Raw genomic sequence first — 26,582 nt, 5'->3', positions numbered from 1 at the left:
GTGCGGCGCGCGCGGCCCGGCCGGATGTCCGCGGCCCGGAGTACCGTCGGGGCATGGAGATCGTCCTCGTCCCCGGATTCTGGCTGAACGCGAGCGCGTGGGAGCGGGTGACGCCGGTGATCGAGGCGGCCGGCCATCGCACGCATCCCCTGACCCTTCCCGGGCTGGAGGCGGTGACGTCGCCACGGGCGGGCATCGGCGTCGCCGAGCACGTCGCGGCGATCACCGCCGCGGTCGACGCCGCGGGAGATCCGGCCGCGCGCGACGTGGTGCTCGTCGGGCACTCCGGCGGCGGCCCGCTGGCGAACGCTGCTCTCGACGCCCGTCCCGATCGCGTGGCCCGCATCGTGTTCGTCGACTCGTCCCCGCTCGCGCCGGGCGATGTCATCCCGAGCGGGCTGACCCCGGTCGACGGCGAGGTGCCGCTGCCGGACTGGGACGACTTCGACGACGAGGACCTGGTCGATCTCGACGACGCCCTCCGCGACGCCTTCCGCCGCAGCGCGGTCCCCGAGCCGGGCGGCGTGGTGACCGGGGCGATCGAGCTCCGTGACGACGCCCGGCGCCGTGCCGTGCCCGCGACCGTCATCGCCTGCGAGTTCGGGGAGGCCGACCTGCGCCGCTGGATCGACGCGGGCGCGGAGTTCTGCCGCGAGCTCGGCGCACTCGACCGCTACGACGTGGTGGAGCTGCCGACCGGACACTGGCCGATGTTCACGCGTCCGGAGGACCTCGGGGCGGCGATCGCCGAGGCGGCCGCCCGATGAGCGGAGCCGGTACCGCGTCGAGCGTCCTCGTGATCGGGAGCGGCGTCGCCGGAGCGGCGACCGCCTTCGCTCTCGCCCGGCGCGGCATCGCCGTCACCGTGGCCGACGCCGGGCTGACCGGGCGCGCGACGGACGCGGGCGCCGGCATCATCCAGCCGTGGAGCTCGGTCGCCGACGGGGACTTCTACGAGCTGTACTCGGCGAGCGCCGACTACTACCCGGAGCTGATCCAGCGGCTGGCCGAGGTCGGTGTCGACGACATCGGCTTCCGCCGTTCGGGTGCCCTCATCGTCAACCGAGAGGCTTCCGTCGTGGACGCGGCGGAGGAGCGCATCGCCGCGCGGGCGCCGCAGGCCCGCACGATCGGCGTGGTGCGCCGCATCGACGCCGCCTCCGCACGCGACCTCTTCCCTCCGCTCGGCGACGGCTTCCACGCTCTGCACATCGCCGGCGGCGCACGTGTCGACGGCCGCGCGCTGCGGGCCGGGCTGCTCGCCGGAGCGCAGGCGCACGGCGCGCAGCGCGTCGACGGCACCGTCTTCCTGGGCGCCGACGGCGTCCCCCGCATCGAGGAGCGCGAGCTGCACGCGGACGCGCTGGTCGTCGCGGCGGGTGCGTGGACGAACCGCGTGCTCGACCGCCTCGGAGCCCGCGTTCCCGTCGAACCGCAGCGCGGGCAGATCACCCACCTGCGCCTCGACGGCGTGGACACGCGGGACTGGCCGTCCGTCCATCCCGTCGCCCCGCACTACCTGGTGGCGTTCGACGACTCCCGCGTCGTCGTGGGCGCGACCCGCGAGACCGGCTCGGGATTCGATGCCCGAGTGACGGCCGCCGGCCAGCAGCAGGTGCTCGCCGATGCGCTGTCCGTCGCACCGGGCCTCGCCGACGCGACCGTGATCGAGACGCGTGTCGGACTCCGCCCGCTGCCCGAGGGCGAGCTGCCCTCCGTCGGGGAGCTGGAGGGGCATCCCGGCGTCTACGTCAACGCCGGCTTCGGCGCCGCCGGTCTGACGATGGGGCCGCTCGTCGGCGACCTGCTCGCCGAGCAGATCGTCGGGGCGGGAGCCGCATGATCCTCTCCCGCGACGAGGCCCGCCGCATCGCCGTGCGCGCCCAGCGCCTCGACGCCACGAGACCCGAGGGACTGGTGCCGCTGGTCGAGCACCTGACCTTCCTGCAGCTCGACCCGACCGCCGCGGTCGCGCCGAGCGCCGAGCTGATCGCCTTCACCCGGCTCGGCCCCGCGTTCCGTCCAGGGGAGGTGCAGACCGCCCTCGAGACCGACCGGCTGCTCTACGAGGTCAAGGCGATGGACGACCCGAAGCAGCCGCCGTTCGCGATGGTCCGCGCGGTCTCCGACCTCGGCCTCCACCTCGACCGCATGTCGCGCTGGCCGGACGACGTCCCCGCCTGGGCGGCCTGGCTGACGGCCAACGACGCCTTCCGCGTCGACCTGCTCGCCCGGCTGCGCGCCGAGGGCCCTCTGCTGTCGAAGGACATCCCCAACACGGCCGCCGTGCCGTGGCAGTCGAGCGGCTGGACCCACAACCAGAACGTGACCAGGATGCTCGAGCTGCTGCAGGGCCGCGGCGAGGTGGCGGTCGCGGGCCGCATCGGGCGTCAGCGCACCTGGGACGTCGCCGAGCGCGTCTACCCGGCCGGCGTCGAGATCGTGCCCGAGGCGCAGGCCAAGCCGCTGCGGGACGCCCGCCGCCTCCGAGCGCTCGGCATCGCCCGCGCCGTCCTGGTGGGCGACGCCGGCGAGCCGGTGCGGGTGGAGGGCAGCGACCTCGACTGGCGGGTCGATCCGGAGGCCGTCGGCGCGCCGTTCGCGGGTCGCACCGCCCTGCTCTCCCCCTTCGACCGGCTGGTGCACGACCGCGTGCGCGCCTCGGACCTCTTCGGCTTCGAATACCTGCTGGAGATGTACAAGCCCGCCGCCCAGCGCCGCTGGGGTTACTTCGCGCTGCCGATCCTCCACGACGACCGCCTGGTCGGCAAGCTCGACGCCACGGCGGACCGGAAGGCAGGCATCCTCCGCGTCGACGCCGTGCACGAGGACGAGCCGTTCACACCCGCCGTACGGGACGACGTGGACGCGGCGATCGCCGACCTCGCCGCCTGGCTCGCCCTGACGGTCGAGCGCCGGGACCGCTAGGCCGCGAGGCCCGCGCCCTCCCGCATGCCGCTGCACCGGAACTCCGGAGCTTCGGCGCCGCCGCGCCCGGCTCGCTGGAGTTCCGGCGACCTGAGCGGCGCGGCGTCAGCCGGCACCGGAGTTGCGGCGAGCTGAGGATGCAGCGTCAGCCGGCACCGGAGCTCCGGCGACCTGACCGGCGCGGCGGCAGCCAACACCGGAGCACCGGCAACCTGACCGGCGCGGCACCGGCCGACACCGGAACGGCGCACCGGCTTCCGTGCGCGGGCAGCGGCACGCGCCCCCGGAACTCCGGAGCTCCGCCGCGCCGCGCCGCTCACCTCGCCGTTCGGACGGCGATTCGGGCTGCGGTAACAGAATTCTCCGGAGTTGCCGGGGGTGGGGACGGCGGCAGCGCCGCGCGCGGCCCGCGAGCGACAGCTAGGCCGCGTCGGTCCGGGCTGCCTCGGCCGGCGCCTTGCCGTGCGGGTCGGCGGCGTTGAGTGCCGCCACGACCTGGGCGTAGTCGCCGCGGGCCTCGCCGTAGCGCAGGAACTTCACGCGCTCGACCTGCAGCTCGGTGGCCTCCGGCTGCGTCTCGATGAGGCCCATGACCTCGTCGATGAACTCGTCGAGCGGCTGGGCCACAGGGCTGTCCTCCTGGCCCGGCATCAGACCGGTGCGCACCGCCGGCGGCTCCAGCTCCAGCACCCGCACGGAGGTTCCGGCGAGCTGGAGGCGGATGCTCTCGCTGAGCATGTGGATGGCGGCCTTGGTGGCGTTGTAGGTCGGCGTCACGGCGAGCGGCGCGAAGGCGAGGCCGGACGAGACGGTCACGATGGTCGCGTCCGGCCGGGTCTGCAGGTGCTCGATGAACGCGCCGATAAGCCGGATCGGGCCGAGCAGGTTCGTGGTGACGATCGCCTCCGCGGTCTCGACGAAGCCGGCGGGGCTGCGCCAGTCCTCGACGCGCATGATGCCGGCCATGGCGACCAGCACGTTCAGCTCGGGGTGGCGCTCGATCACGGCGGCGGAGGCCGTGCGGATGCTCTCGGCGTCGGCGGTGTCGATGCGGACGGTGTCGATGCCGGGGTGCTCGGCGGCGATCCGCTCGAGCAGCTCGGTGCGGCGTCCGCCCACGATGACCGTGTTGCCGCGGTCGTGCAGGGCGACGGCGAGGGCGAGGCCGATGCCGCTGGTCGCTCCCGGGATGAAGATGGTGTTTCCTGTGATGTCCATGCCCTCAGCCTCGGCGGTGACGCCGCCGACCGGGAGAGACCCGGTGATCGGGGGATCCGCGATCCCTGGTTCGCGGCGCGGACGCGGCGCATGATGGAGGGATGGATCGCACCGCCCTCGCCGATTTCCTCCGCCGCCGCCGGGAGGCGCTGCAGCCCGCCGACGTCGGGCTCTCCGTCGGTGCCCGCCGCCGCGCGCCGGGGCTGCGCCGCGAGGAGGTCGCACTGCTCGCCGCCATGTCGGTCGACTACTACACCCGCCTCGAGCAGCAGCGCGGCCCGCAGCCCAGCGAGCAGATGCTCGCGAGCCTCTCCCGCGCCCTGCGGCTGACCGCGGACGAGCGTGACTACCTCCATCGCATCGCGGGCCACAACACCCCGGACCGCCTCGGCGGCGCCCACGTTCCGCCGGCGCTTCTCCGCGTGCTCGACCGGCTCGACGACAGCCCGGCGATGGTGCTCTCCAACCTGGGAGAGACGCTCGTGCAGAACCGGATGGCGGTGGCGCTGTTCGGCGACCGCTCGGGCTTCACCGGGCTGGAGCGCAGCGAGGTGTACCGCTGGTTCGCGCATCCCGAGTCGGCCCGCTCGATGTATCCGGAGGACGACCGGGACCGGCAGAGCCGGGCGCAGGTCGCCTCGCTGCGGGATGCGTACGGCGCGCTGGGCGAGCGCTCCCGCGCGGGCGACGTGGTGCGCGCGCTGCTGCGCGAAAGCCCGGAGTTCGCGGCGATCTGGGAGCGGCACGAGGTGGCGCGCCGCTTCGAGGACCACAAGACCCTCCTCCATCCCGAGCTCGGCGCGCTGGAGTTGGACTGCCAGGCCCTCTTCACCGAGGACCTCTCGCAGTGCCTGCTCGTGCTGACCGCGCCCCCGCACACCGAGGCGGCCGAGAAGCTGGCCCTGCTGAGCGTGCTGGGAACGCAGTCGTTCGCGGAGTAGCGTGTGCGCCGTGGACGTGACCGCGTGGCTCCTCGACGGCGATCCCTCGATCCGCTGGCAGACCCGGCGCGACCTCCTGCACGAGCCCGCTCGGGCGTGGGCGGCCGACCGCGCCGCCGTCGAGTCCGAGGGCTGGGGTGCGGCCCTGCTGGACGCCCAGGACGCTGCTGGAACCTGGGGCGGCGCGGTGTGGAAGCCCGAGGACTGGGATGCGACCGACGACACCCTGCTCCTCCTCGCAACGCTCGGCGCCGAGCCGGACGCTCCGCGGATGTCGGCTGCGCTGCAGCGCGTGCGCGAGAACGTCGACTGGGGTGAGGAGTGGGGCCACAGCCCGTTCTTCGAGGGCGAGGTCGAGCCCTGCATCAACGGCCGCGTGCTGATCGCGGGCGCGGCCTTCGGCTCCCCCAGCGAACGGATCGTCGGCCTCCTGCTCGCCGATCAGCACGACGACGGCGGCTGGAACTGCTACTCCGAGGACCGCACCGCGCCGTCCTCGTTCCACTCGACGATCTGCGCGCTGGAGGGGCTCGCCGCCTACCGCGACGCCGGTGGCCCGACCGACGTCTCGGCGGAGCTCGCCCGCGGACACACATACCTGCTGGAGCGCGGCTTGCTGCGACGCAAGAGCGACGGCTCCCTGATCGACGAGGACTGGCTGACCTTCCGTTTCCCGACCTACTGGCGCTACGACGTGCTCCGCGGGCTCGACCACCTGCGCGCGGCCGGCGCGCCCGCCGACGAGCGGGTCGCGGAGGCCGTCGCGCTCGTCGAGAGCAAGCGCGGCGCGGACGGCCGTTGGACGCTGGAGGCCGTCATCCCCGGCAGAACGACCATCACGATGGAGCGGGTCGGCGAGCCCAGCCGGTGGCAGACCCTCCGGGCGCTGCGGGTGCTGGAGTGGGCTGGAGCCGCCTGCCGCGCCTAATCCTTGAGCGTGATATCCGCACACCTCGTTTGATTTTCCATCCTGGACATCGATATCGTATTTCTCATTGAGGATTCGGGGATGGTATGGGTGGAGTGGTCGCGGTCGACACCGCGATGCTGCGGGAGGCGCGCAGTGAATTGACGCCTGATGGCCGGGGCACCGATCCGAAGGTGACGGCCGGTCGGTTCGGGGGCGGGCGTGCGGTGAGCACGGTGGATCGGTTCGAGTCGTACTGGGGTCCGGGCCGGTCGACGGTGAGCGTGGGTCTGGACGCGTTGGCACGACTGCTGGGTTCCGCGGCGGACGTGTTCGAGGGCCGGGATGCCGCTGACGCGGACGCATTCGCGGTGGACGTTCGTGCGTTCTGAGTACCGGGACTGGTCACCGGTTCTGTTCGAGGAGGACCCGACCCCGGGCGAGCAGGAGGCGGTGCAGGAACTGATCTACGAGTTACGTTCGTTGGCCGAGGGGCTGCACGGGAAAAGGCAGCGGATGCTCCAGGCGCAGGGGATGCTCGCGGCCCCGGCGTGGTCCGGGATCGCGGCGGACGCCTTCCGGGACCGCCTGCTGCGGCTGGCGCAGGCAGCCCAGACCGCGGCAGAGCAGCACCAGGCGGCGGCGGACGCCTCACACCGGTGGGCGGGGGCGATGCAGTCGGCCCAGTCCGCCGCCGATCTGGCGTTGGAGTCGGCGGTGGAGGCGCAGGAAGACCTGGAACGGGCGCAGGCATTGGTCGGCACGCTCACCGCCGACCATGCCGCCCTGCTCGGACTGCTGCTGACCCAGCAGCACAGCTCCCCATCGGCCTCCCCCCGCGACCAGGTGGTCGCCGCGGAGGCGACGGCGTCGTTACGCCGTCGCGCCGGGGACATCGAGGCGGACCTGATGGTCGCCCGCGTCCACCTGGACGACGCCCAGCAACGCTTGGACGACGCGCGCTCCCGCGCCCGCACCGCGCAGAACGAATTCCACACCGCCGAAGACCTCTTCGCCCGCGAGATGGAAGCCACCCTGCACGGAGCTCTCCGCGACACCGCCGAATGGGAATCGGCCCGGTTCACCACCACCTTCACGACCCTCACCCGTCTGGATGCCACCACCTCCGGGTCGATCGACCTGCTGGGCACCCTCAGCCCCGACCAGTTCGCCGCACTCCTGGCCGAGAACCCCGGGCTGATGCAACAGTTCTGGGACAACCCGCCGGAAGCCGAAGCCGTGGCCACCTGGTGGAAGAAGCTCTCCCCGGAACAGCGGGAACAGTGGTGCCAAGCCGTCCCCACCATCATCGGCAACCTCCCCGGCCTGGACGCCGACACCCGCATCCACGCCAACATGATCCAATTCACCCGCGATCTCGCCGACCCCACCATCAGCCCCGACTCACCGCAAGGCATCGTCCTGCAGGACATCCTGAAGGCGCTCGGCGTCAACAAGCTCTCGGGACCGCTGTTGGACTACGAGCAACTCGCCAAACAGCTGACACCACCGCGAGGGCTGCTCTCCTATCACCTTCACAACGACCCACCCTTGGCCGGGGTCGCGGTCGGCGACACGAGGGCCGAGAAGGACGGGAAAGTCACGTGGATGGTTCCCGGCATGAACAGTGCGCTCGGAGAGCCCGACCGCCTCGCAGGTTGGACCAATGGTGCACTGAATGTGTTCAACGAGCAATTCTTGACAGAACCCGGTGTGGCCCACATGGTCGTGGCATGGATCGGGTACGCCCCACCCGACATGGGTTCGGTACTCCACGGCGACTTCGCCCGCGCAGGTGCCGCCCGGTTGACCCGCGAACTAGACGGTCAATGGGCGGCCAGCAGCATCCTCGGAGGAAACTCTGACCCGTTTACCGCGGTCATCGGGCACTCTTACGGCACCACCGTGGTCGGCAATGCCGTCAGCGATATCAACCACAACGTCCAATCCGTGGTGTTCCTGGCCTCGGCCGGCATCGAAAGCGATATCCGCGGGGTGAAAGACCTGCACGTGGATGGCGGCGGACAGCACGTCTACGCAAGCGAGTCCTCCCGCGACGGTGTGGCCTGGATGGGACGCGACTTCTCCGGCCGCGCAGACCCGCGAGAGGCACAATTCGGCGCTCGGGGGTTCTCCTCCGAAGGCGACCCATCGGAGGGCCTCGCCCCTACCGACGGACACGACACACTCGGATACGGCAAAGACAACGGCACCCTCACCGAACCGCACGCCTCAGGCGGCCATGGTTACCTCAATAAGGGCACCGAAGCTGTACACAACGCGGCCGCGGCATCCCTCGGCCTCGACAACAAGATCAATGGCGGAGCCACCCGTCCCGGAGAAGGCGCGAAGCGGCGATGACAGCGCGCAGGATCCGAACCACTCTCACTGCAACCCTTATTGCTACCCTGCTGGCCGGTTGCACTCCACAAGGAGGTACCATGACAGATCCCCATGACGACAGCCCTTCCCCGTCGGCCAGCGCTTCGAAACCGGAAAGCCATTTACTCGACGAAGCGCTTATGCAGACTAACGAGATGGTCGAACTCCTCGGCGGCGAATGGTTGGACACCGGCGTCCCACCCAGAGTCTTTGACCCGCGCAATAGGACGGGCTGGGCGCTGGGAGCCTGCGACGTGTCGTCGGCCCTGGCGCAATTCACCATCCACGTCCAACAACTCGCCGGCCCCGAGACCGACCTAGACCCCGACGCCATGACTGAAAAGGTCCGCGCGAGTTGGGAGGGCTTCGGCTCTCAGATCCGCCAGATCGGTCCTGCGACAGCCGATGCGGATGGTCTCCGCTCCATCAACGTCGCGCTCCACAACAATTCCGGACTTTCCTTCAGCGCGAGTACCAAAGCCATGGACATACTCGTGTACAGCGAATGCGTCTCATGGGATTGAGTCAGAAGGATGCTTGAGTGTACCGACGGGCACAGTCCGACCGTATACGGAGGCTCCGCAAGCGAGTAGGGGCCAGAGTTACCGGACGACGCGACCGAGGCCCTGCACAATGCCGCTCGCGTCTCCCGCGGCCTCGGCCTCGACGGCAAATCGACGGCGGAGCCACCGCACCCGGAGAAGGCGCCAAACGGCGATGACATCACGCACCATTCGAACCATTCTCGCCGTAACGATCGCCGCGACCCTTGGCGGCTGCGCATCCTTAGGAGGAAACATGACCATGCCTGGCGACGGCGACGTCCTCAGCCACCCCGAGGGCTTCTCCTCTAAGACCGTCGACCAGCTCCTCACCGAGACCCTCGCTCAAACCGGCGACCTCGCACAGTTCGTCGGCGGCGAATGGCTGGACAGCGGAGTACCCCGACCGTATTCGACCCTAAGAACCGCTCGGGTTGGGCGATGGGTGCCTGTGACATGCCCGCCACCGCCGAGCAGTACTCGATCTTCGTGCAACAACGCGTCGATCCAGAAACGTTCGACCCCGACGCCGTCACCGAGAAGGTCCGCGCCCACTGGAAAGACCTCGGATACCACGTCCGCCAAATCGGCCCCGTCTCCACCGACGAGATGCGAGCCGGCCTCTCCTTCAGCGCAAGCCTGACCAACATGACGATCCAGATCAGCAGCGAATGCGTCAAGATCGACTACTAGGCCGCACGACCCCACCCGAGCTCGCCCCACCCGCGCCCGCCTAGACCACCCGCCCGTCCGCCTCCAGCCCCTGGAACCACGGCGTCCGCGCGGCGATCTCCCGCGCCGCGGAGGGCAGGCCGCGCACGCGGAGCCGGACTCCGCGGCCCGCGAGCTCACGGTCGAGGTCGCGGAACGCCAGGATCACGGTGATCGAGATGTCCTGGAGGGTGGAGCAGTCGAGCGTGAGTTCGTGGAGCGTCGCCACCTGGGCGGCGGCGTCGGCGGCGTCGAGGACGGCCTGCTCGGTTGCGAGGACGTTGGCCGTGTAGAGCGGGCCGAGCAGCGTCACGGCCATGTGGCCGTCGGCGGCGGCTTCCGCGTGGATGCGTGGCTTGTTCATGGCGGCCAGGACCAGGACGAGCGTGAACAGGACGCCGACGGCGACCGCCGCGAGCAGTCCCGCCGTCAAGCCGATGATGGTGACGACGGCTGCGATGGTGAAGTCGCGCTTGCTGATGCGCCACAGCAGGGCCAGATCTTTCACGTCGATCAGGCCGAAGACGGCCACGAACACGAGTGCCGCGAGCGTCGCCTGCGGTAGGAGGCTGATCATGGGCCCGAGGAACAGCCCGATCAGCAGGGCGAGCACCACCGTGACGATGGCCGCCACCTGCGACCGGGCCCCCGCGGCCTTGTTCACGGCGCTCTGGGAGAAACCGCCCGCGGCAGGGAGGGCCTGGAACCAGCCGCCGACGAGGTTGGCCACGCCGATGGCGAAGAGCTCGCGGTTGCTGTCGATGCGGGGATCGTCGAGGTCGCGGATGCCGCGCGCCACCGCGGCCGTCTCGAGGAAGGCCATGACGGCGATGGCGAGGGCGCCCGGGATGAGCTGGAACACGTGATCGAACGAGGGCAGCACGGGGAGCGGGAACGCCTGCCCGACCGGCGCGATCAGCTCGACGCCGGCCTCCTTCGCCCCGCCGAAGGCGACGAGCAGGATGCCGGCGGCGACGACGATCAGCGGCCCGGGAACCCGCGGCAGGAAACGTTTGAACAGGAACAGCGCCGCGATCGAGCACACCGCGAGCAGGGCCGTCCACGGATTCGCCTGCGGGACGGCCGCGATGACGGCGTTGATCGACCGGACGAATCCCTCGCCCGTCGGCGCGGTCGTCTCCCCGAGCAGCTTGGGCAGCTGACCGACCGCGACCGTGGCTCCGACGCCGACCTGGATGCCGAGGAGGGTCGGGCGGTTGATGATCTCGACGAGCGAGCCGAGGCGGAGCAGCCTCGCGACGAACAGGATCGCGCCGACCAGCAGCGTCAGCGTGACGAGGTCGCGCGGGATCTGGTCCGAGTTCGCGACGACGCCCACCGACACGAGCGTCGTCGCGGTCAGCGTCGCGATGGTGGAGGTGGCGGAGACGCTCATCGCGCGCGAGCCGCCGAGCAGCGCGTAGACGAGCATCGGCACGATCGCGGTGTACAGGCCGACCTCGACCGGGAGGTTGGCGATGGTCGCGTACGCCATCGCCTGCGGCACGACGACCGCGCCCGCGGAGATCCCGGCGACGATGTCGCGGCCGAGCCAACCGCGCTGGTACCCCGCCAGCGTCGGGAGCAGCCAGGGCCGCCGGACGGTGGAGGGTGCGGTCGTCATGGATCCCTCCCTCGTCCTGCCGGCGGCGATCGAACTAGTCCGCAGGCTAGCCGGGCCTCCGGCGACCGTCTAGACGCGCTCTCGGAGCAGCGCGGCGGCGTCCGCACCGGCCTCCAGCAGCGCCAGCGTGCGCTGCGCGAGCGCCTCGATCCGCTGCGCGAGCGCCCGTTCCGGGTCCCCGAGGTCCGCCGACCCGCGGACGGCGTCGATGGTGGAGCGGACGGCGGGGATCCCGTGGCCGGCGGCACGCAGGGCCGCGACGATCCGCGCCTCCCGCACGGCGGCGGGCGGGTAGCTCCTGGCTCCGCGCGAGGTGACGCGATCCGGGGAGACGAGCCCCTCCTGCTCCCAGAACCGGAGGGTGGAGGCCCGCACACCGAGCGCGTCGCCCAGCTCGGCGATGGTGAGGGCGACGTCGTCGGTCCGTCGGCGGCCGCTCCCCTCCGCGCGGATCGAGCGCAGGGCGTGGAGTGCGGCCTGCGCCTGCTCCCGCTCCCGCGCGAGGCCGACGTGCAGCGCGCCGAGCAGCGCAGCAGCCTCGGCGAGCGGGAGGGTCCACGCCTCCCGCAGCACGCGCCGCGCATCGACCGGGCCGACCGCGGCCGCGACGGCGCGGTAGACCCGCAGCGCCCGGACGTGCGTCGCGGTGAACCTCCGGTAGCCGTTCGGACCGCGCTCCGCCGGCGGGATGACGCCCAGCCGCTCGAGGTCGCGGATCTGCTGGCGGGAGTAGCCCGAGGCCGTCGCGACGGCGGCGATGGATGTCACGAACCCTCCATAAGCACTTCAATCGGACACTTGAACCATGGACACCCACAGTATGGACCGGATCGTCGCCGCCGTCCGCCGCCTGGACGGCTCGCTCGTGCTCCAGCCGGAGTCGGGGGACGGCTCCCCCGAGCTCGCCTGGGGCGACTCCTTCTTCTATTTCGCCCCGGACGGCCGGGTCCCGCAGAACACGCAGCCGTACGCCACCATCGTGACGAAGGACTACCCCGAGGACACCCTCTCCCGGCTCGGCGGCGGACGCTGGCGGGTCAACATCCACGTCGGCCGCGATCGCCTCGCCGCCCTCGTCGGGGAGGGGCCGCACGACCCCGCCGCCGTCGACGTGCTCCTCCCCCACCCGGTGTACGGACCGTACGGCTGGGTCGCGGTCGTCCTCCCCGGCGAGCGCACCCTCCGCGCCGTGCTCGACCTGGTGCGCGAGGCGCACGAGGATGCGCGCCGCCGCGCAGAACGCCGCGGGGCCACACGGCTCTAGACGCGCGCTCCCGCGCGGCGTTACTCTCAGGCCACACCCAGGGTCACGACCGACCCGGGCAAGGAGGGGAACGACATGTCTTTCTGGGACAACTTCTGGAACATCATCTGGCTCTTCTTCTGGAGCTTCGCGTTCATCGCGTACCTGTTCGCGCTGTTCTCGATCATCAGCGACCTGTTCCGCGACCACAAGCTCAACGGCTGGTGGAAGGCCCTGTGGATCCTCTTCCTGATCTTCGTGCCGTTCCTCACGGCGCTGGTCTACCTGATCGCGCGCGGTCCCGGGATGGCGGAGCGCAGCCAGAAGGAGGCGCGCCAGGTGCAGTCGGCCACGGACCAGTACATCCGTCAGGTGGCGGCGGCGAGCCCGGCCGACGAGATCGCCAAGGCCAAGGCCCTGCTCGACGCGGGCACCATCAACCAGGCGGAGTTCGACCACCTGAAGTCTGTCGCCCTCGGCCACCAGCCCGCGGCGGGCGCACACGCCGCCCCGGCTGCTCCCGCGGCACCGGCAGCCCCCACCCCGCCGGCGGCGCCGACGGCGTGAGCATCCGGTACGTCATCCGACCAGGAGAGGTGAGCTGACGTGCCCGAATCCGCATCGGCGGCGCCGACGGCCACCCGGTCGCCGGCGCCGTCGCGCATCCGGCCCCTCGCGGGTCTGAACCGCAGCACCTGGCTGCAGGAGGTGCTGGCCGGCATCACCCTGCTCGCCATCGCCATCCCGCTCAACATCGGGTACGCGCAGATCGCCGGGCTGCCGCCGACGGCCGGCCTGTACGCCCTCGTCGTGCCGGCGGTGCTGTACGCGCTCACGGTCTCGTCGCGCCAGCTCGTCGCGTCGCCGGACGCTGCGGCGGCCGCGCTCGTCGCGTCCTCCCTCGGCGGCATGGCCGTGGCCGGCGGCAAGGACTACATCGTCCTCGCGCTCGCGCAGGCGCTCATTGGCGGCGTGCTCTTCCTGCTCTGCTCGTTCTTCAAGCTCGGGTTCCTGGCGAACTTCCTCTCGAAGCCCATCCTGATCGGCTTCGTCGGCGGCCTCGCGCTCGACATCCTGGTGTCGCAGGCGGCGAAGATGCTCGGGGTGAAGATCGACAGCGGCGGCGAGTTCCTCGAGAAGCTCGGCGGCCTGATCACGGGTCTCCCGAAGCTCAACATCTGGTCGCTCGTCATCTCCCTCGGCGCGCTCGTGGTCCTGCTCGTCGGGCGGCGGATCGCCGCGGCCGTCCCGTGGGCGCTCATCGTATTGATCGTCGGCACCATCGTCGTCGTGCTGACCGACGCCCAGAAGGCGGGCGTCTCCGTGCTCGGCAAGGTCGATGCCGGACCCCCGACCTTCACCTGGCCGGTGATCGCGTGGACCGACTGGCTCGCCCTCGTGCCGTCGGCGATCGCGCTCACGATGGTCACGATGGGCGAAGGGCTGCTCGTCTCCCGCTCCTACGGCCAGAAGCGCGACTACCCGACGCGCCCCAACCGCGACCTCTTCGCCTTCGGCGTCGCGAACCTGGGCGCGGGCGTCACCGGCGCCTTCACGGTCGGCTCCTCCACCTCCCGCACCGCGGCGATGGACCAGGCCGGCTCCCGCACCCAGCTGCCCACGCTGATCACCGCGCTCGGCACGCTGCTGCTCCTGATCTTCGGCACGGCGCTGCTGGAGGACGTCCCCTCCCCCGCCATCGGCACCATCGTCGCGGTCGCCGTCGTGCCGCTCCTCGGCATCCGCGACTTCGCCCAGCTCTGGCGGCTGGACCGCTTCGAGTTCGTGATCGGCGCGGTCTGCTTCCTCGGCGCCCTGCTGATCGGCCCCATCGCGGGCATCGTCATCGCCTTCGTGCTGGCCGTGATCAACGTCACCCGCCGTGCCGCGAACCCGCCCATCGACACGCTCAAGGCCGACGGCGACCCGAACGCCTCACTGCTGGCGGAGGCGCCCAGCGGCGAGCAGACCGCGCCCGGCGTCATCGTGGTCCGGCTCGCGGCTCCGCTCTTCTTCGCGAACAGCACCGTGTTCCAGCAGGCGGTCGAGGGCGCGGTCGAATCCGCCGGCGCCGCCCACCTCGTGCTCGACATGGAGGCCGTCACCGACATCGACGTCACCGGTGCCGAGTCGTGGGAGGGGCTGCAGGAGTTCCTGCAGCGGCAGAACGCCGATCTGTCTCTCTCGCGCGTCCGCCCGGGGATCCGGGAGCGGATCGAGCACCTGTGCCTGGGCGACGGCGTGCGCTACTTCGAGACCAACCGGGAGGCGCTCGCCGCGCTCCGCACGGACGCGGACGATCATGCCCGCCCCTGAGTGGTGGCCGTTCCACCGCCGTGCGAAGGCGCCGGAACCCGCACCGCCCACCGCGACCGACTCCGGCGGCGACGGCACCGGCGCGGGCACGGGACGCGGCGTGCGCATCCTCCTGGCCCTCGCCTCCGCGGTGGTCGTGGCGTTCGGGATGGCCGCCATCGGCAGCATCCTGGCCCCGACCCTCCTTGCTCTCGTGCTCACGATCTGCGCGCAGCCGGTGCGGGTGTGGCTCACCCGGCACGGGACGCCGGAGGGCGTCGCCACCGGCGCGGTCGCGCTCACCGTGTTCGCCCTGCTCGCGGGCTTCGCGGCCGTCCTCATCGTCGCCCTCGCGCAGTTCGTGGGCATGCTGCCGCAGTACAAGGGCCAGCTCGAGCAGATCGGCGCCGACATCGGAACGTGGCTCCAGAGCATCGGAGTCGGCCCGCAGGAGGTCAAGACCATCGCGTCCGGCTTCGACCCGGCCAAGTTCCTCGACTTCTTCACCGGGCTGCTGGGCGGTGCGTTCGGGTTCCTGTCGTTCGGGGTGGTCGTGCTGACGATGCTCATCCTGATGCCCGCCGATGCGGCCTACACCCCGACGCTGCTGCGGCAGCTCGAGCCGACCCGCCCGAACCTCGTCTACGCGATGAGCGGCTTCGCGCACAGCGTGCGCCGCTACATGGTCGTCACCACCGTGCTCGGACTGGTGCAGGGCGTGATCAACGGCTTCGCGCTCTGGCTGCTCGGCGTGCCGGCCGCGCTGCTCTGGGCGATCCTCGCCTTCCTGTGCAGCTACATCCCGAACGTCGGGTACTTCATCGCGATCGTCCCCCCGCTCGTCTTCGGCTACCTGACGGGCGGCTGGGGCACGGTCGTCGCCGTGATCGTGGTCTACGGGATCATCAACGCGGTCGTGCAGTCGATCGTCCAGCCGAAGGTCGTCGGCAACGCGGTGGCGCTCAGTCAGACCCTCACGTTCTTCTCCGTGCTGTTCTGGGCCGTCGTGCTCGGGCCGCTCGGCGCCATCCTCGCCGTGCCGCTCACCCTCCTGGTGCGCGCGGTGCTGATCGACTCCGACCCGCGTGCCCGCGTCTGGCGGGCGGCGATCGGCGATCTGAGCGAGACGAGGGTGCTCATGAAAGAGGAGTCCGCGGCCCGCAAGGCGGAGCGCACGGAACACAGGGTTCACCACGACGACCGACGAAAGGACTGACACATGGGTGGAGCGATCGGAGACACGCTTCCGTTGGCACTGGGGATCGCGATCAGCCCGATTCCGATCATCGCGGCGATCCTGATGCTGCTGTCGCCGAAGGCGCGCGGCACGAGCGTCGGCTTCCTGCTCGGGTGGCTGCTCGGCATCATCGTGGCGGTGGTCGTCTTCACCCTGCTGTCCGGGCTCATCCCGGCCGCCGACCCCGACGCGTCGCAGCCGATCGGCGGGACGATCAAGATCGTCCTGGGCGTGCTCCTGCTCCTCCTCGCGCTGCGGCAGTGGCGCTCGCGGCCCAAGCCCGGCGAGACCGCGGCGCTGCCGAAGTGGATGGCCGCCATCGACCAGATGACGGCCGGGCGCAGCCTCGGCCTCGCGTTCATCCTGGCCGCGGTGAACCCCAAGAACCTGCTGCTCGCCGCCGGCGCCGGCGTCGCGATCGGCACGGCCGGGCTGTCGGTCGGCGCGGACATCGTCGTGATCGTGATCTTCGTGATCGTCGCCGCCAGCTCCGTCGCGATCCCGGTGATCGGCTACCTGCTGGCCGCGGATCGCATCCGCGGGCCGCTGGACTCCCTCCGCGGTTGGCTCGTCGGCAACAACGCGACGGTCATGTCGGTGCTGCTGCTCGTGATCGGCGTGGTTCTCATCGGCAAGGGGATCGCGGCGTTCTGAGGGAGGGATGCGACAGGCGCGGCCTCAGTGCAGGGCGATCTTCAACAGGATCACGAGCACCCCGAACAGCCCGGTGACCACGGCACCGAGGAGGCAGATCCCGATCGGTCGGCCTCGGACGAGGAAGACCAGGTAGCCGAGAAGCGCCAGCATGAGCACGGCCAGCCAGAGCGCGATCGTGACGGCCGTCTCGGCGTCCAGCACGCCCAGCGTCGCCAGCAGCAGAGGGACGCTCGGGATGACCGCAGCCTCCAGCATCCCGGCCGATTCCGCCATGGCATGCCGCAGCGAGTCGCGCAGGCGGTCCCGCACGTGGGCCGCATCGCCGTGGAACCCGAGCGCGGTCGAGTACACGTGGGCGAGCCAGAACACGACGATGCTGATGAGGCTGAAGGCCAGGATCCGCAGGGCCGAGTCGGGGTGGTCGTCCTCGAGCGACGACGCGGCCACGACGCTCGCGTACACGATGGTCCCGTAGATGGCCGCCGGCGTGCCCCAGTGCCGCCAGAGGGCGCGCTGCACGCGGACGGTCTGGTCGTCGGACTGGTTCAGGTCCATCGACGGGTCGGGCTCGCCGCTCATCCCGCCGCCCTCGCCTGCACGGTCAGATCGCCGCCACCCTCCACCGTGAGCCGGCGCCCCACCCGCACCAGCTGCGGCTCGTCCGAGAACCCGCCGGCGAAGAGCGCCTCGCCTTTGCGGAACGTCGGCGACTGTTCGAGCAGGTACGACGGGACGAAGCCGAACACGTCCGCGATCTCGGCGAGGTCGCGCGGAGCGTTCATGCGCATCAGCCCGAGGTTGTCGCACTGCGAGAGCACGTTCGGGTGGATCTTCGACGGGCGCTGCGTGGAGAGGAACAGCCACAGCCCGAACTTCCGCCCCTCGGCGGCGATCTGGATGATCTGCTCGGTCAGCTGGCGCTCGATGTCGTTGCGGGCGGTGGGCGGGCAGAAGTTGTGCGCCTCGTCGATCACGATGAGCAGCGGGCGGCGGTCCATCCGGTGCTCCCAGAGATGCTCCAGCACGCACAGGGCGGCCGCCTGCGGCTCGCTGACGTGCGAGAAGCCGCCCACATCGAGGACGGTCGCCCGCGGACGCTCGTCGAGCGCGTCGACCGTGGAGGCGCGGCCGAACGACCAGAGCGGCCAGTCCAGGATCTCGAGGTTGTCGATCCGAAGTCCCAGACGCCGTCGGGCCGGGTCGTCGGAGCGCGACAGCGCGTCGAGGAAGGCGCTCTTCTCGAAGTGCGCTGCGCTCTTGTCGAGATGCAGGAGGGCGTTGTACTCCTCCTCGTCCTCGATCGGGTCCAGACGCCCGACGGCGGCCTGCGATCGCACGCTGAGATCCACGTAGCGCGTGTGCAGCTGCGGCTCCTGCATCGTGCTGCTGTGGAACACCCGGATGTCGGCATCGGCATACCGAGCGGCCGTTTCCGGATCGGCGTCGTCGTGGGTCTCGGCCAGGTGCACGAAATCGGCGTTCGGGTCGAGGACGGCCATCGACAGCTCGGTCTCGAGGAGCAGTTGCTCCAGCACGACGCCGAGGGCGTACGTCTTGCCCGACCCGCTCTGCCCGCACCAGAACGTGTGCCGGTTGAACCGGGAGGCGTCGATCACGGCGGGGCGCTCCGGCGCCTCCACCAGGGTTCCGATCGTCAGCGGGATCATCGCGTCGCGTCCATTCCCGGGAGCCTCCCCGTCCCCCGCGATGCTACGAGCGCGGCGCGCGGCGCACCAGACCCGGCACGGCCGGCGGCCACCCTGTTCGGCCGCGACGCCTACCCCGACGTCCACGCGAAGGGCGCGGCGCTGCTGCACTCGCTCCTGCGCAACAACGCCCTGCTGGACGGCAACAAGCGCACCGGATGGGTCCTCTGCGTGCTCTTCTTGCAGCTCAACGGCTGCGAACAGCGGTACGACGAGGACGCGCAGTTCGACCTCATCCCGGCCGTCGCTGCCGGGGAGATCGAGGAGATCGGTGCGATCGCCCGGCGGCTCGCGGTCTGGTTCACGGCGCCTCAGCGCGACAGCGGTCGCAGCGTCTCCGGGAGCGGGAAGGGCAGCGTGTAGTACAGCTGCGGCGCACCCACCGCGCCGAAGTCGTCCTGCTTCGCGACGATGCGGTTCGGCGAGACCTCGGCCAGGCGCACGCGCAGCCAGCTGCCGTCGTCCAGGCGCAGTTCGTAGAGGTCGGCGAGGTAGCCGATCCCGATGCCGTCGAGCGTCTCCTCGGCGGTGAGCCAGTCGACGGCGCCCGAGACTTCGCGGCCCAGGAGGTCGACGGGCACGAATCCCTCGCCCTCCGGGCGCATCCAGCCCACGCGTTCGCCGTCCGCCCGGCGGTGCTCGATCCAGTCCTCCACGGGGTCTAACCTATCGGCCGCCCCGGCACTAGGCTGAGCGCGCCCGCGAGCGCATCCCGACGCGCGCCGGCGGCTCGCCACGACGCGAGGAGGGTGCAGCATGGACATCGACACCGTCGGCTACCGGGCCGAGACGCCGCTCGACGAAGACGAACTCCGCGAGGCCGGCCGCGGGATGCGCGAGAGCGTCCCGCGCTCCGCGCACGCCGAGTACAGCCCGTCCCCCGGCCGTGACCCGCTGGGCATCCTCGCGACGCAGCACGAGGCGCGCCTGCAGTGGCTCGTCGACCTGCGGGTGCAGCGGATGGGCACCGACGCGTTCTCGTTCTACCGCGGCACCGCGGCCATCCAGTCGGCCGACCTGGCCACCGGCCCGACGACCGGCGCCGAGGTGGTCGTCTGCGGCGACGCGCACCTGTCGAACTTCGGCATGTTCCGCTCCCCCGAGAACGCGATGGTGTTCGACATCAACGACTTCGACGAGGCGACCGTCGGTCCGTGGGAGTGGGACCTGAAGCGGCTGCTCTGCAGCGTCGTCGTCGCGGGTCGCTCGCTCGGGGCACCGGAGCAGGAGCTCGTCGGCATCGCGGAGGAGGCCGCGGCCAGCTATCGCGACTGGCTCGCCCGCACCCTGAAGAGCACGCTGCGCGAGCGCTACTTCCGGCCGACCTCGGTGAACGAGCGCCGGCGCCGGCTGCAGCCGGACACGGTGCGGATGATCCAGGAGGTCGCTGTCGCCTCCGGCAAGCGCACCAGCCAGCGCGTGGTCCGGCGTGCACTCGAGGACGACGGCGCCGGAGGGATGCGGTTCGTCGACCGGCCGCCGGTGCTGCAACGGGCGGAACCCGAGATCCGGGCGCTCGCCGACGCGGCCTTCCACCGCTATCGCGAGACGGTCCCGCCGAACGTGGCCCTGCTGCTCTCGCAGTACCGGCTGCTGGATGTCGCCCGCCGTGTCGTCGGCGTGGGCAGCGTCGGCACGCGGTGCTTCATCCTGGCGCTGCGCGGCCCGGCGGAGGAGACGCTCATCCTCCAGCTCAAGGAGGCCGGAGCCTCCGTCGTGGAGCAGTTCGGCGGCGTCACCCCGCTGCCGGGCTACCTCGACCCGGCGCTGTTCCCCGAACAGCAGGGCTATCGCGTGGTGGCGTGCCAGCGGATCCTGCAGGCCGTCTCCGACCCGTTCCTCGGGTTCCTGAAGGAGGGCGGCTTCACCTTCTATCTGCGGCTGTTCCGCAACCGCAACGCGTCGTTCGAGATCCCGGCGATGAACGGTGCGCAGTTCAGGGACTACGCGCGCATCTGCGCGGTGGTGCTCGCGCGGGCGCACGCGCGGTCGCCCAAGGCGGCCTTCGTCTCCGGGTATCTCGGTTCGGGCGACAGCTTCCCGCGCGCCGTGGCCCGGTGGTCGTCGGCCTACGCCGATCAGGCCGAGGAGGACTACGCCGCGTTCGTGGAGGCCGCCCGCGACGGACGGTTCACGGTCGCGGCCTGACGCTCGCCCGCGGCGGCGGCACCGGGAACAGGAACGCGCGCACCGCCTCCACCACCTCCGGGGTGTCGAGGTGCAGCCCGTGGCCGGCATCGAAGGCGCGGAGGGTGGCGTGCGGGATCGCCTCGGCGAGGGGCCGCGCCTGGGCGAGCGGGGTCAGCGCGTCGTGGTCGCCGTGGAGCACGAGCGTCTCGGCGCGGATCGCGGCCAGCACCTCCCGGGCGTCGTGGTCCCGGCTCGCGGCGAAGTGACCGCGGAGGGCTTCGCGCGTGGCGACGCGGGTGAAGAACGCATCCACGACCTCGGGATGCGCGAGCGCCCAGTCGGCGTCGAAGAACAGCGGCGTCATCCGCGCCCGGTCGCCGCTGAGCAGGTCGGCGATCACGGCCGGGTCGCGTTTCTTGCCCGATCGGTCGCTCGCCGTGGTCGCGATGAGCACCAGGCGGCGCACCCGTTCCGGGTCGTCGGCGGCGAGCCACTGGGCGACGCGGCCGCCCATCGAATGACCGACCACGTGGGCGGCGGAGACGCCGGCCGCGTCGAGCACGGCGACGGCATCCTGGGCGAACGCACGCGTCGTGTAATGCCCCGCGTCGCCGAGATCGCTCGCGCCGATGCCCCGATGGTCGAAGACGATGACGCGGAAGTCCTCCGCCAGCGCGTCGGCGAACGGCCCCCAGCCGTGCATCCCGGTCGCCTGGCCGGCGGTGAGGAGGACGGGGACGCCGGTCCCCCGCTCGGCGAAGGCGATGCGCGCCCCGTCGTCGGCGATGGCGTAGTCGGGCACGAACGAACAGCCTAGTCCGCCGTGCCTCCGACTGGCCGCGCCCGCACGTGCATCCGCTCGCCCTGCTTGCCGAAGAGGCTGAGGAACTCGACGCTCTCCCCGTCCGCCCGGTCGAACCAGTGCGGCACGCGCGTGTCGAACTCGGCGGCCTGGCCCGGCTCGAGCACGAGGTCGTGCTCGGCGAGCACGAGGCGCAGCCGGCCGTTGAGCACGAAGAGCCACTCGTAGCCCTCGTGCGTGCGCGGATCCGGCTCGGGGATGTCGGGGCCGGCCGGGATGACCATCTTGTACGCCTGGATGCCGCCGGGTCGGCGTGTGAGCGGCACCACCGTGCGACCGTGGAGCCGCTGCGGACGCAGGTGCACGCGCGGGTCGCCGGTCGGCGGTGCATCGACGAGGTCGTCGAGCGTCACCCCGTGCGCGCGGGCGAGCGGGAGCAGCAGTTCGAGGGTCGGCCGCCGCGTCCCCGATTCCAGACGGGAGAGGGTGCTGATCGAGATGCCGGTGGTCTCGGAGAGGTCGGTCAGCGTCAGGTCGCGCTTGGTCCGCAGGGTGCGGAGCCGCGTGCCGACGCCGTCGAGGGCGTGGTCCCGGTCGTCGCTCATCCTTCGATTTTGCCATTCCGGCAAGGATATTTGCCAGCGTGGAGGACCGGATTGAGGATCGGACCATGCAGAACGAGGGATTCGACGTGATCGTGATCGGCGGCGGCGCCGCCGGACTGAGCGCAGGGCTCATGCTCGCCCGCGCTCGCCGCACCGTGCTGGTGCTCGACGCCGGGGCGCCCCGCAACGCCCCCGCCGCAGCGGTGCACGGGCTCTTCGCCCGGGACGGCGTGCCGCCCGCCGAGCTCGCGGCGCAGGGCCGCGCGGAGGTGCGCCGATACGGCGGCGAAGTCCGGAGCGCCACCGTCACGGACGCGCGCGCCGACGGCGACGGCTTCGTCGTGACCGCGGGCGGCGACGAGCTGAGCGCACGCCGGCTGCTCATCGCGACCGGGCTCGTGGACGACCTCCCCGACCTCCCCGGCGTGCGCGAGCACTGGGGGCACGACGTCGTCCACTGCCCCTACTGCCACGGCTGGGAGGTGCGCGACACCGCCATCGGCGTACTCGCCTTCGGTCCGCGCGCCGTGCACCAGGCCCTGCTGTTCCGGCAGTGGAGCGACGACGTCGTGCTGTTCACGAACGGCTTCCCCGTGCCGGGCGCCGACGAGAGCGAGCAGCTGGCCGCGCGTGACATCCGCGTGGTCGACGGCGCGGTCGCGGTCCTGGAGTCGACCGACGGCCGGGTCACCGGCGTGCGCCTGGAGGACGGGAGCGTCGTGCCGCGCGCGACGATCGCCATCGCGTCGCCGTCGCTCGTGCGGCTCCCCTTCGCCGCCGGCCTCGGGCTGACGATCGCGGAGCACCCGTCTGGCATGGGCGAGCACCTGCCCGCCGACCCGGCCGGCCGCACCGCCGTCCCGGGCGTCTGGGCCGCCGGCAACGTGACGGACCCGTTCGCCCAGGTCGGCGCCGCCGCCGCGGGCGCGGCCTTCGCCGCCGCACAGCTCAACATGGAGCTGGTGCAGGAGGACGTCGAGCGCGCCGTCGTCGAGCGGCGCGCGGGCTGAGGTCTACCCGGCCGTCGCCCGCTCCCGCACCGCCCGGGCGCTCCAGCGCCCCTCCGCGCGCTCGACGCGGATGGCGTGCTCGAACGCCCGGGTGACGGTCTCGGTCGTGACGGCCTGCTCGATCGGGCCGGTGGCGACGATGCGGCCGTGGGAGATCAGCAGCGCGTGCGTGGTGGTCTCGGGCAGCTCCTCCAGGTGGTGCGTCACCAGCACGGACGCGAGGTCGGGCGCGGTGTGCGCGAGGCCGTCGATCGTCTCGAGCAGCTGTTCGCGCGCCGCGACGTCGAGGCCGGTCGTCGGCTCGTCGAGGAGCAGGAGCTGCGGGTCGGCGATCAGGGCGCGGGCGATCAGGGTGCGGCCGCGCTCCCCCTGGGAGAGCGTGGGCCAGCGGGCATCGCGGCGGGAGTCGAGACCGACGGAGTGGAGGAGCACATGGGCTCGCGCGATCTCGGCGGCGGTGGCCTCCCACCGCATCGGCGGTTCGAGGGTGCCGGTGAGGCCGGTGAGCACCACCTCGGTGACGGTGAGGGGCGAGCGGACCGGATGCCGCGGGTTCACGTGCCCGATGTGGCGGCGCAGCTCCTGCAGCTCCACCCGCCCCAGCCGGCGGCCGAGCACGTCGACGGTGCCGGAGGTCGGGAAGGTGAGCGCGCCGCAGAAGCCGAGCACGGTGCTCTTGCCCGCCCCGTTCGGGCCGAGCAGCGCCCAGTGCTCGCCGGCGCGCACGGTCAGGTCGATGCCGTCGAGGATGTGCGTCCCGTCGCGCCGGAACGTCACCTCCCGCAGCTCGAGCACGGCGGGGGCGTCGGGCGAGATCACGAGAGGCGCTCCTTCATCGAGGTCAGGTGGTCGCGGCTGAGGCGGGAGGCGGAGACGGCGTCGCGGTCGGCGATCGCGTCGAGCAGGGCGCGGTGCGCCTCGTGGTCCGCGTCCTCGTCGGCGAGCGGACGCAGGCGCAGCATCTCCACCATCGCCTGACGCAGCCGCGGGACGAACCCGTCGAACAGCTCGGCGAGGATGTCGTTGTGGGCGGCGGCGACGATCGCACGGTGGAACGCCGTGTCGGCGTCCACGTGCGCCTCGAGCTCCGCGCCGAGCCGGCTGCGGGCGTCGAGGGCGCGGCGCAGGGCGCGCAGCTGCTGCGGGGTGCGGCGCTCGGCGGCCAGCGCGGCGGCCTCCGACTCGATCGCGATGCGCGCCTCGATCACCGAGACGATGTCGGCCCGGCGCAGGACGGCATCCCAGTCCTCCGGGGCGTCGAGCGCGGTGACGAACACCCCGGACCCCTGACGGGACTGGAGGACGCCGCGCCCCGCCAGCTGGCGGATCGCCTCCCGCACCGTCGAGCGGCCGACCCCGAGCTGCGGCGCCAGCGTCGTCTCGCCCGGCAGCTTCTGGCCGAGGGTCCATTCACCCGCACGGATGCGCTCCAGGAGCGCGTCGGCGGCCTGGTCTGCGAGCGGGGCGCGGAGCACGGGCATGCGCCGAGTGTATCCGACGGGGCGCCTCCCTTGTCAGCTTGTCTGAGGAGTGACCAGGCGGGACAGCAGAGGCATCAGGTCGTCGGGGGCAGCGGGCACGGCGTCCCCGTTCCACCGCGGATTCAGGGTGCTCTTACCGTTTCTTTACATTCGGCTCTCACGAGGCGGGGGCCGGGACGGCTGCGACACCGGGAGGTCACGGTTCGGTCACTTTCAGGAAACGTTCGACCGCCGCATGGGTTTCCCCCAGAGCCCCTCCTTACGCTCCCCCCTTATGACGACGCAGCCGCTCAGGGTCGGTCCGCTGACCCGGCGCCGCCTGGAAGAACGCGCACGGCACGATGCCGAGGCGCTGCGCGGCGCGCCCGCACCCGAAGCCGGCGCGCCGCCCACCGTCGCGGCGCTCCAGGCCCGTGCCAACGCCTATGCCCGCCGGGAGGAGCAGCGCTTCCACCGGCGCGTGCGCCGCGAGCTGACGGAGCACCGGCTCCTCACCGCGGCCGTGCGCACCGATCTCGACGCGTTCGACGACCGGCTCGACGCCCTCCCGGCCGCCGAGCGCGACCACGCCCGCATCGCCGTCGGCGACGGTCCCGCCTACGCCGAGTTGCGCCGCCTCGAGCGCCGCATCGCCCGGCGGCACCGCCGCGCCGAGGAGCTCGCCGCGGTCATCCACGCCCGCTTCACCGCCGCCCGGCTGCGCGCCGCCCGGCACTTCGACCGGTCCGACGAGAAGATCGCGGTCTACTGGGGCGCCTACCGCGCCGCCCTGCCCCGCGACGCCGTCGACCGCGACCCCGGCCGGGAGGGGACGCCCGAACTGCGGCGCTCCGACTGGCTGACCACGCGCACCGACGCAATCGAACACTGGCAAGGGGGAACCGCCGATGGCCAAGCGTGACCGGCTCACCGAATACCGCGTCCCGAACGTCTCGCGGCTGAAGCGCCGCATGCTCTGGCGGCTGCGGAGGCTGCGCGACGCGGTCGACGTCGAGACGCTGGAGGTTTTCGAGCACGAGCTCGCCGCCTTCGAGCGCGCCGGCGCGGCCGAGCTCGAGCGCCAGCGCACGCGCAACATCGCGGTGTGCTCCGCGCGGGTCGCCGAGGCGCAGGCGCGCGAGGAGCTCATCCGCAGCGCCCTCGAGCGCACGGAGGCCGACATCCTCCGCGCCGACGAGGCCGCCCAGCGCCTCGACGCCCGTCTGCTCGGGAGCGATCCCCAGCTCCACAACTACGCCTGAGACAGGAAGGACGACCATGGCCAGGGACATCGTCACCCGCCCGCCCCGCCACCGCCCGACCGTCGGGCACCTCTCCCTCGTCGCGCACGTCTTCGTGTACGTGCTGCTCGTCGCGATGCTCGCGGTGGACTACATCCTGCTCTCGCAGGCCCTCACGCTGCTGCTGCGCAACGACAGCCAGTACGGCTCGATCGGCCTGCAGATGTACGTCATCACCCTCGGCATCTCGCTCGCGGTGGTGACGCTGCCGCATGCCGTCGCGATCATCCTGCGCCGCGTGCAGGCGCGCGTCATGGCGAGGGGATGGATCCCCGCCGCCATCGCGCTGTCCCTGGTGTGGGCGGCGCTGCTGGCCGCGATCACCGTGGCCCGGATCAAGGCCGGGATGGACGCGTCCTCGTCCGGCGGCCTCACCGGCCTCGTCGGCGGCGACACCGCTCCCGCCGCGCCCACGTTCTCGTGGACCGCGCCCGACACGATCATGGCGTTCCTCATGCTCGGCGTGCTCGCCACCTCCGGCGCCGTCAGCTTCGTGATCGCGTGGATGACGACCAAGCCGCTGCTCACCGCGGCCGAGAAGGCGCACGCGCATGCCGAGCAGCTGCGCGTTCACCGCGACAAGCTCCGCGGGGAGGCCGTAGCCGCCGCCGAGGCCACCCGCCTCGCCTACCAGCTCGACTCGCACGACGCGGTCCGCTACACCGGGGCCCGGGTCACGTTCCACTCCCGGGTGGACGTCGTGCGCGCGCAGCTCGGCGTCCGCCTCGCCCAGCGCGAGCGCGACCCCGAGAGCACGAGCCAGATCATCCGCGAGCTCAAGGCCCGGCGCAGCAGCGCCGCGGTCGAGGCGGGACCGGGGGCGCACGCCGCCTCCACCCCGCCGGCCGAGCACCCCGCCTGGCCTGCCCAGCCCTGACCTCGA

General features: G+C 71.9%; 30 protein-coding genes. 20 read left to right on the top strand and 10 right to left on the bottom strand.

The window, feature by feature from the left end; genetic code table 11:
- The first annotated feature begins 53 nt into the window (after positions 1-53).
- The 3 genes from BGO91_RS16005 to BGO91_RS15995 are packed head-to-tail and all read left to right on the top strand — an operon-like array spanning position 54 to position 2,928.
- Entirely contained in the window at positions 54-767 is a 714-nt protein-coding gene (locus tag BGO91_RS16005) for an alpha/beta hydrolase (RefSeq protein WP_290473716.1), read from the top strand.
- Complete coding sequence (locus tag BGO91_RS16000; RefSeq protein ID WP_290473715.1) at positions 764-1,843, top strand: FAD-dependent oxidoreductase; 1,080 nt, start codon at positions 764-766, stop codon at positions 1,841-1,843. The genes BGO91_RS16005 and BGO91_RS16000 overlap by 4 nt, the downstream gene beginning before the upstream one ends.
- Positions 1,840-2,928, top strand: coding sequence for a crosslink repair DNA glycosylase YcaQ family protein (locus tag BGO91_RS15995; RefSeq protein ID WP_290473714.1), 1,089 nt, complete (start codon positions 1,840-1,842; stop codon positions 2,926-2,928). The genes BGO91_RS16000 and BGO91_RS15995 overlap by 4 nt, the downstream gene beginning before the upstream one ends.
- A gap of 420 nt (positions 2,929-3,348) precedes the next feature.
- Here BGO91_RS15995 and BGO91_RS15990 read toward each other — a convergent pair whose 3' ends face one another.
- Positions 3,349-4,146 (bottom strand): SDR family NAD(P)-dependent oxidoreductase, encoded by a 798-nt coding sequence (locus BGO91_RS15990; RefSeq protein ID WP_290473713.1) that lies wholly within the window; start codon positions 4,144-4,146, stop codon positions 3,349-3,351.
- Between the two features lie 101 nt (positions 4,147-4,247).
- Between BGO91_RS15990 and BGO91_RS15985 the strand changes: the two genes are divergently transcribed.
- The 6 genes from BGO91_RS15985 to BGO91_RS15960 all read left to right on the top strand — a co-directional run bounded on the left by BGO91_RS15985 (position 4,248) and on the right by BGO91_RS15960 (position 9,611).
- Complete coding sequence (locus BGO91_RS15985) at positions 4,248-5,087, top strand: helix-turn-helix transcriptional regulator (protein WP_290473712.1); 840 nt, start codon at positions 4,248-4,250, stop codon at positions 5,085-5,087.
- Positions 5,088-5,097: 10 nt separating this feature from the next.
- On the top strand, positions 5,098-6,015 hold the full coding sequence (locus BGO91_RS15980) for a hypothetical protein (protein WP_290473711.1): 918 nt from the start codon (positions 5,098-5,100) through the stop codon (positions 6,013-6,015).
- Between the two features lie 95 nt (positions 6,016-6,110).
- The gene (locus BGO91_RS15975) at positions 6,111-6,386 is read left to right on the top strand and encodes a hypothetical protein (RefSeq protein ID WP_290473710.1); all 276 of its coding nucleotides are present in this window, start codon (positions 6,111-6,113) and stop codon (positions 6,384-6,386) included.
- Positions 6,376-8,355 (top strand): alpha/beta hydrolase, encoded by a 1,980-nt coding sequence (locus BGO91_RS15970; RefSeq protein ID WP_290473709.1) that lies wholly within the window; start codon positions 6,376-6,378, stop codon positions 8,353-8,355. The genes BGO91_RS15975 and BGO91_RS15970 overlap by 11 nt, the downstream gene beginning before the upstream one ends.
- Before the next feature lie 80 nt (positions 8,356-8,435).
- The gene (locus BGO91_RS15965) at positions 8,436-8,900 is read left to right on the top strand and encodes a hypothetical protein (RefSeq protein WP_290473708.1); all 465 of its coding nucleotides are present in this window, start codon (positions 8,436-8,438) and stop codon (positions 8,898-8,900) included.
- Positions 8,901-9,374: 474 nt separating this feature from the next.
- Entirely contained in the window at positions 9,375-9,611 is a 237-nt protein-coding gene (locus tag BGO91_RS15960) for a hypothetical protein (protein ID WP_290473707.1), read from the top strand.
- A 40-nt stretch (positions 9,612-9,651) separates the two neighbouring features.
- Here the strand turns inward: BGO91_RS15960 and BGO91_RS15955 are convergent, their stop codons facing one another.
- Complete coding sequence (locus BGO91_RS15955) at positions 9,652-11,253, bottom strand: SulP family inorganic anion transporter (protein ID WP_290473706.1); 1,602 nt, start codon at positions 11,251-11,253, stop codon at positions 9,652-9,654.
- Between the two features lie 69 nt (positions 11,254-11,322).
- Positions 11,323-12,021 carry a MerR family transcriptional regulator gene (locus BGO91_RS15950; protein ID WP_290473705.1) on the bottom strand — a complete coding sequence of 233 codons (699 nt, stop codon included), beginning with the start codon at positions 12,019-12,021 and terminating at the stop codon, positions 11,323-11,325.
- 37 nt (positions 12,022-12,058) lie between these two features.
- Between BGO91_RS15950 and BGO91_RS15945 the strand changes: the two genes are divergently transcribed.
- The 5 genes from BGO91_RS15945 (at position 12,059) to BGO91_RS15925 (ending at position 16,682) form a co-directional block, all read left to right on the top strand.
- On the top strand, positions 12,059-12,517 hold the full coding sequence (locus BGO91_RS15945; RefSeq protein WP_290473704.1) for a DUF6194 family protein: 459 nt from the start codon (positions 12,059-12,061) through the stop codon (positions 12,515-12,517).
- A 75-nt stretch (positions 12,518-12,592) separates the two neighbouring features.
- On the top strand, positions 12,593-13,063 hold the full coding sequence (locus BGO91_RS15940; RefSeq protein WP_290473703.1) for an SHOCT domain-containing protein: 471 nt from the start codon (positions 12,593-12,595) through the stop codon (positions 13,061-13,063).
- A gap of 39 nt (positions 13,064-13,102) precedes the next feature.
- Positions 13,103-14,812, top strand: a complete 1,710-nt coding sequence (locus tag BGO91_RS15935; protein ID WP_290473702.1) for a SulP family inorganic anion transporter — start codon at positions 13,103-13,105, stop codon at positions 14,810-14,812.
- The gene (locus BGO91_RS15930) at positions 14,799-16,007 is read left to right on the top strand and encodes an AI-2E family transporter (RefSeq protein ID WP_290473701.1); all 1,209 of its coding nucleotides are present in this window, start codon (positions 14,799-14,801) and stop codon (positions 16,005-16,007) included. Before BGO91_RS15935 ends, BGO91_RS15930 begins: the two co-directional genes overlap by 14 nt.
- A 3-nt stretch (positions 16,008-16,010) precedes the next feature.
- Positions 16,011-16,682: a GAP family protein gene (locus BGO91_RS15925; protein WP_290473700.1), complete on the top strand. Its 672-nt coding sequence runs from the start codon at positions 16,011-16,013 to the stop codon at positions 16,680-16,682.
- A gap of 24 nt (positions 16,683-16,706) precedes the next feature.
- Here the strand turns inward: BGO91_RS15925 and BGO91_RS15920 are convergent, their stop codons facing one another.
- Positions 16,707-17,264 (bottom strand): hypothetical protein, encoded by a 558-nt coding sequence (locus BGO91_RS15920; protein ID WP_290473699.1) that lies wholly within the window; start codon positions 17,262-17,264, stop codon positions 16,707-16,709.
- Positions 17,261-18,301: an ATP-binding protein gene (locus tag BGO91_RS15915; RefSeq protein ID WP_290473698.1), complete on the bottom strand. Its 1,041-nt coding sequence runs from the start codon at positions 18,299-18,301 to the stop codon at positions 17,261-17,263. The genes BGO91_RS15920 and BGO91_RS15915 overlap by 4 nt, the downstream gene beginning before the upstream one ends.
- Between BGO91_RS15915 and BGO91_RS15910 the strand changes: the two genes are divergently transcribed.
- Complete coding sequence (locus BGO91_RS15910) at positions 18,272-18,754, top strand: Fic family protein (protein ID WP_290473697.1); 483 nt, start codon at positions 18,272-18,274, stop codon at positions 18,752-18,754. The genes BGO91_RS15915 and BGO91_RS15910 overlap by 30 nt on opposite strands.
- On the opposite strand, the gene BGO91_RS15905 is transcribed toward BGO91_RS15910, so the two are convergent.
- Positions 18,703-18,996: a hypothetical protein gene (locus BGO91_RS15905; RefSeq protein WP_290473803.1), complete on the bottom strand. Its 294-nt coding sequence runs from the start codon at positions 18,994-18,996 to the stop codon at positions 18,703-18,705. The two genes, BGO91_RS15910 and BGO91_RS15905, sit on opposite strands and share 52 nt — an antisense overlap.
- Positions 18,997-19,147: 151 nt before the next feature.
- Between BGO91_RS15905 and BGO91_RS15900 the strand changes: the two genes are divergently transcribed.
- Positions 19,148-20,539 carry a DUF2252 domain-containing protein gene (locus BGO91_RS15900; protein WP_290473696.1) on the top strand — a complete coding sequence of 464 codons (1,392 nt, stop codon included), beginning with the start codon at positions 19,148-19,150 and terminating at the stop codon, positions 20,537-20,539.
- Here the strand turns inward: BGO91_RS15900 and BGO91_RS15895 are convergent.
- Positions 20,523-21,323, bottom strand: a complete 801-nt coding sequence (locus tag BGO91_RS15895; protein WP_290473695.1) for an alpha/beta fold hydrolase — start codon at positions 21,321-21,323, stop codon at positions 20,523-20,525. The genes BGO91_RS15900 and BGO91_RS15895 overlap by 17 nt on opposite strands.
- Positions 21,324-21,334: 11 nt before the next feature.
- On the bottom strand, positions 21,335-21,928 hold the full coding sequence (locus BGO91_RS15890) for an XRE family transcriptional regulator (protein ID WP_290473694.1): 594 nt from the start codon (positions 21,926-21,928) through the stop codon (positions 21,335-21,337).
- A 65-nt stretch (positions 21,929-21,993) separates the two neighbouring features.
- Between BGO91_RS15890 and BGO91_RS15885 the strand changes: the two genes are divergently transcribed.
- Positions 21,994-22,938 (top strand): NAD(P)/FAD-dependent oxidoreductase, encoded by a 945-nt coding sequence (locus BGO91_RS15885; RefSeq protein ID WP_290473693.1) that lies wholly within the window; start codon positions 21,994-21,996, stop codon positions 22,936-22,938.
- Positions 22,939-22,941: 3 nt separating this feature from the next.
- Here BGO91_RS15885 and BGO91_RS15880 read toward each other — a convergent pair whose 3' ends face one another.
- Together BGO91_RS15880 and BGO91_RS15875 are read right to left on the bottom strand one after the other, a co-directional pair.
- Entirely contained in the window at positions 22,942-23,754 is an 813-nt protein-coding gene (locus BGO91_RS15880; RefSeq protein WP_290473802.1) for an ATP-binding cassette domain-containing protein, read from the bottom strand.
- A complete protein-coding gene (locus BGO91_RS15875) occupies positions 23,754-24,419 on the bottom strand; it encodes an FCD domain-containing protein (RefSeq protein WP_290473692.1) in 666 nt (221 codons plus the stop codon). The genes BGO91_RS15880 and BGO91_RS15875 overlap by 1 nt, the downstream gene beginning before the upstream one ends.
- 274 nt (positions 24,420-24,693) lie before the next feature.
- On the opposite strand from BGO91_RS15875, the gene BGO91_RS15870 reads away from it, so the two are divergent.
- Genes BGO91_RS15870 through BGO91_RS15860 form a run of 3 tightly spaced genes read left to right on the top strand, consistent with a single transcriptional unit; the run spans position 24,694 to position 26,576 of the window.
- Entirely contained in the window at positions 24,694-25,320 is a 627-nt protein-coding gene (locus BGO91_RS15870; protein WP_290473691.1) for a hypothetical protein, read from the top strand.
- Positions 25,307-25,660: a hypothetical protein gene (locus BGO91_RS15865; RefSeq protein WP_290473690.1), complete on the top strand. Its 354-nt coding sequence runs from the start codon at positions 25,307-25,309 to the stop codon at positions 25,658-25,660. Before BGO91_RS15870 ends, BGO91_RS15865 begins: the two co-directional genes overlap by 14 nt.
- A 16-nt stretch (positions 25,661-25,676) precedes the next feature.
- Entirely contained in the window at positions 25,677-26,576 is a 900-nt protein-coding gene (locus BGO91_RS15860) for a hypothetical protein (RefSeq protein WP_290473689.1), read from the top strand.
- The last annotated feature ends 6 nt before the right edge of the window (positions 26,577-26,582 follow it).

This window comes from Leifsonia sp. 71-9, from assembly GCF_001898805.1.
In the GTDB taxonomy this organism is placed as follows: Bacteria; Actinomycetota; Actinomycetes; order Actinomycetales; family Microbacteriaceae; genus Leifsonia.
This window is presented reverse-complemented; position numbering and strand designations above follow the sequence as displayed.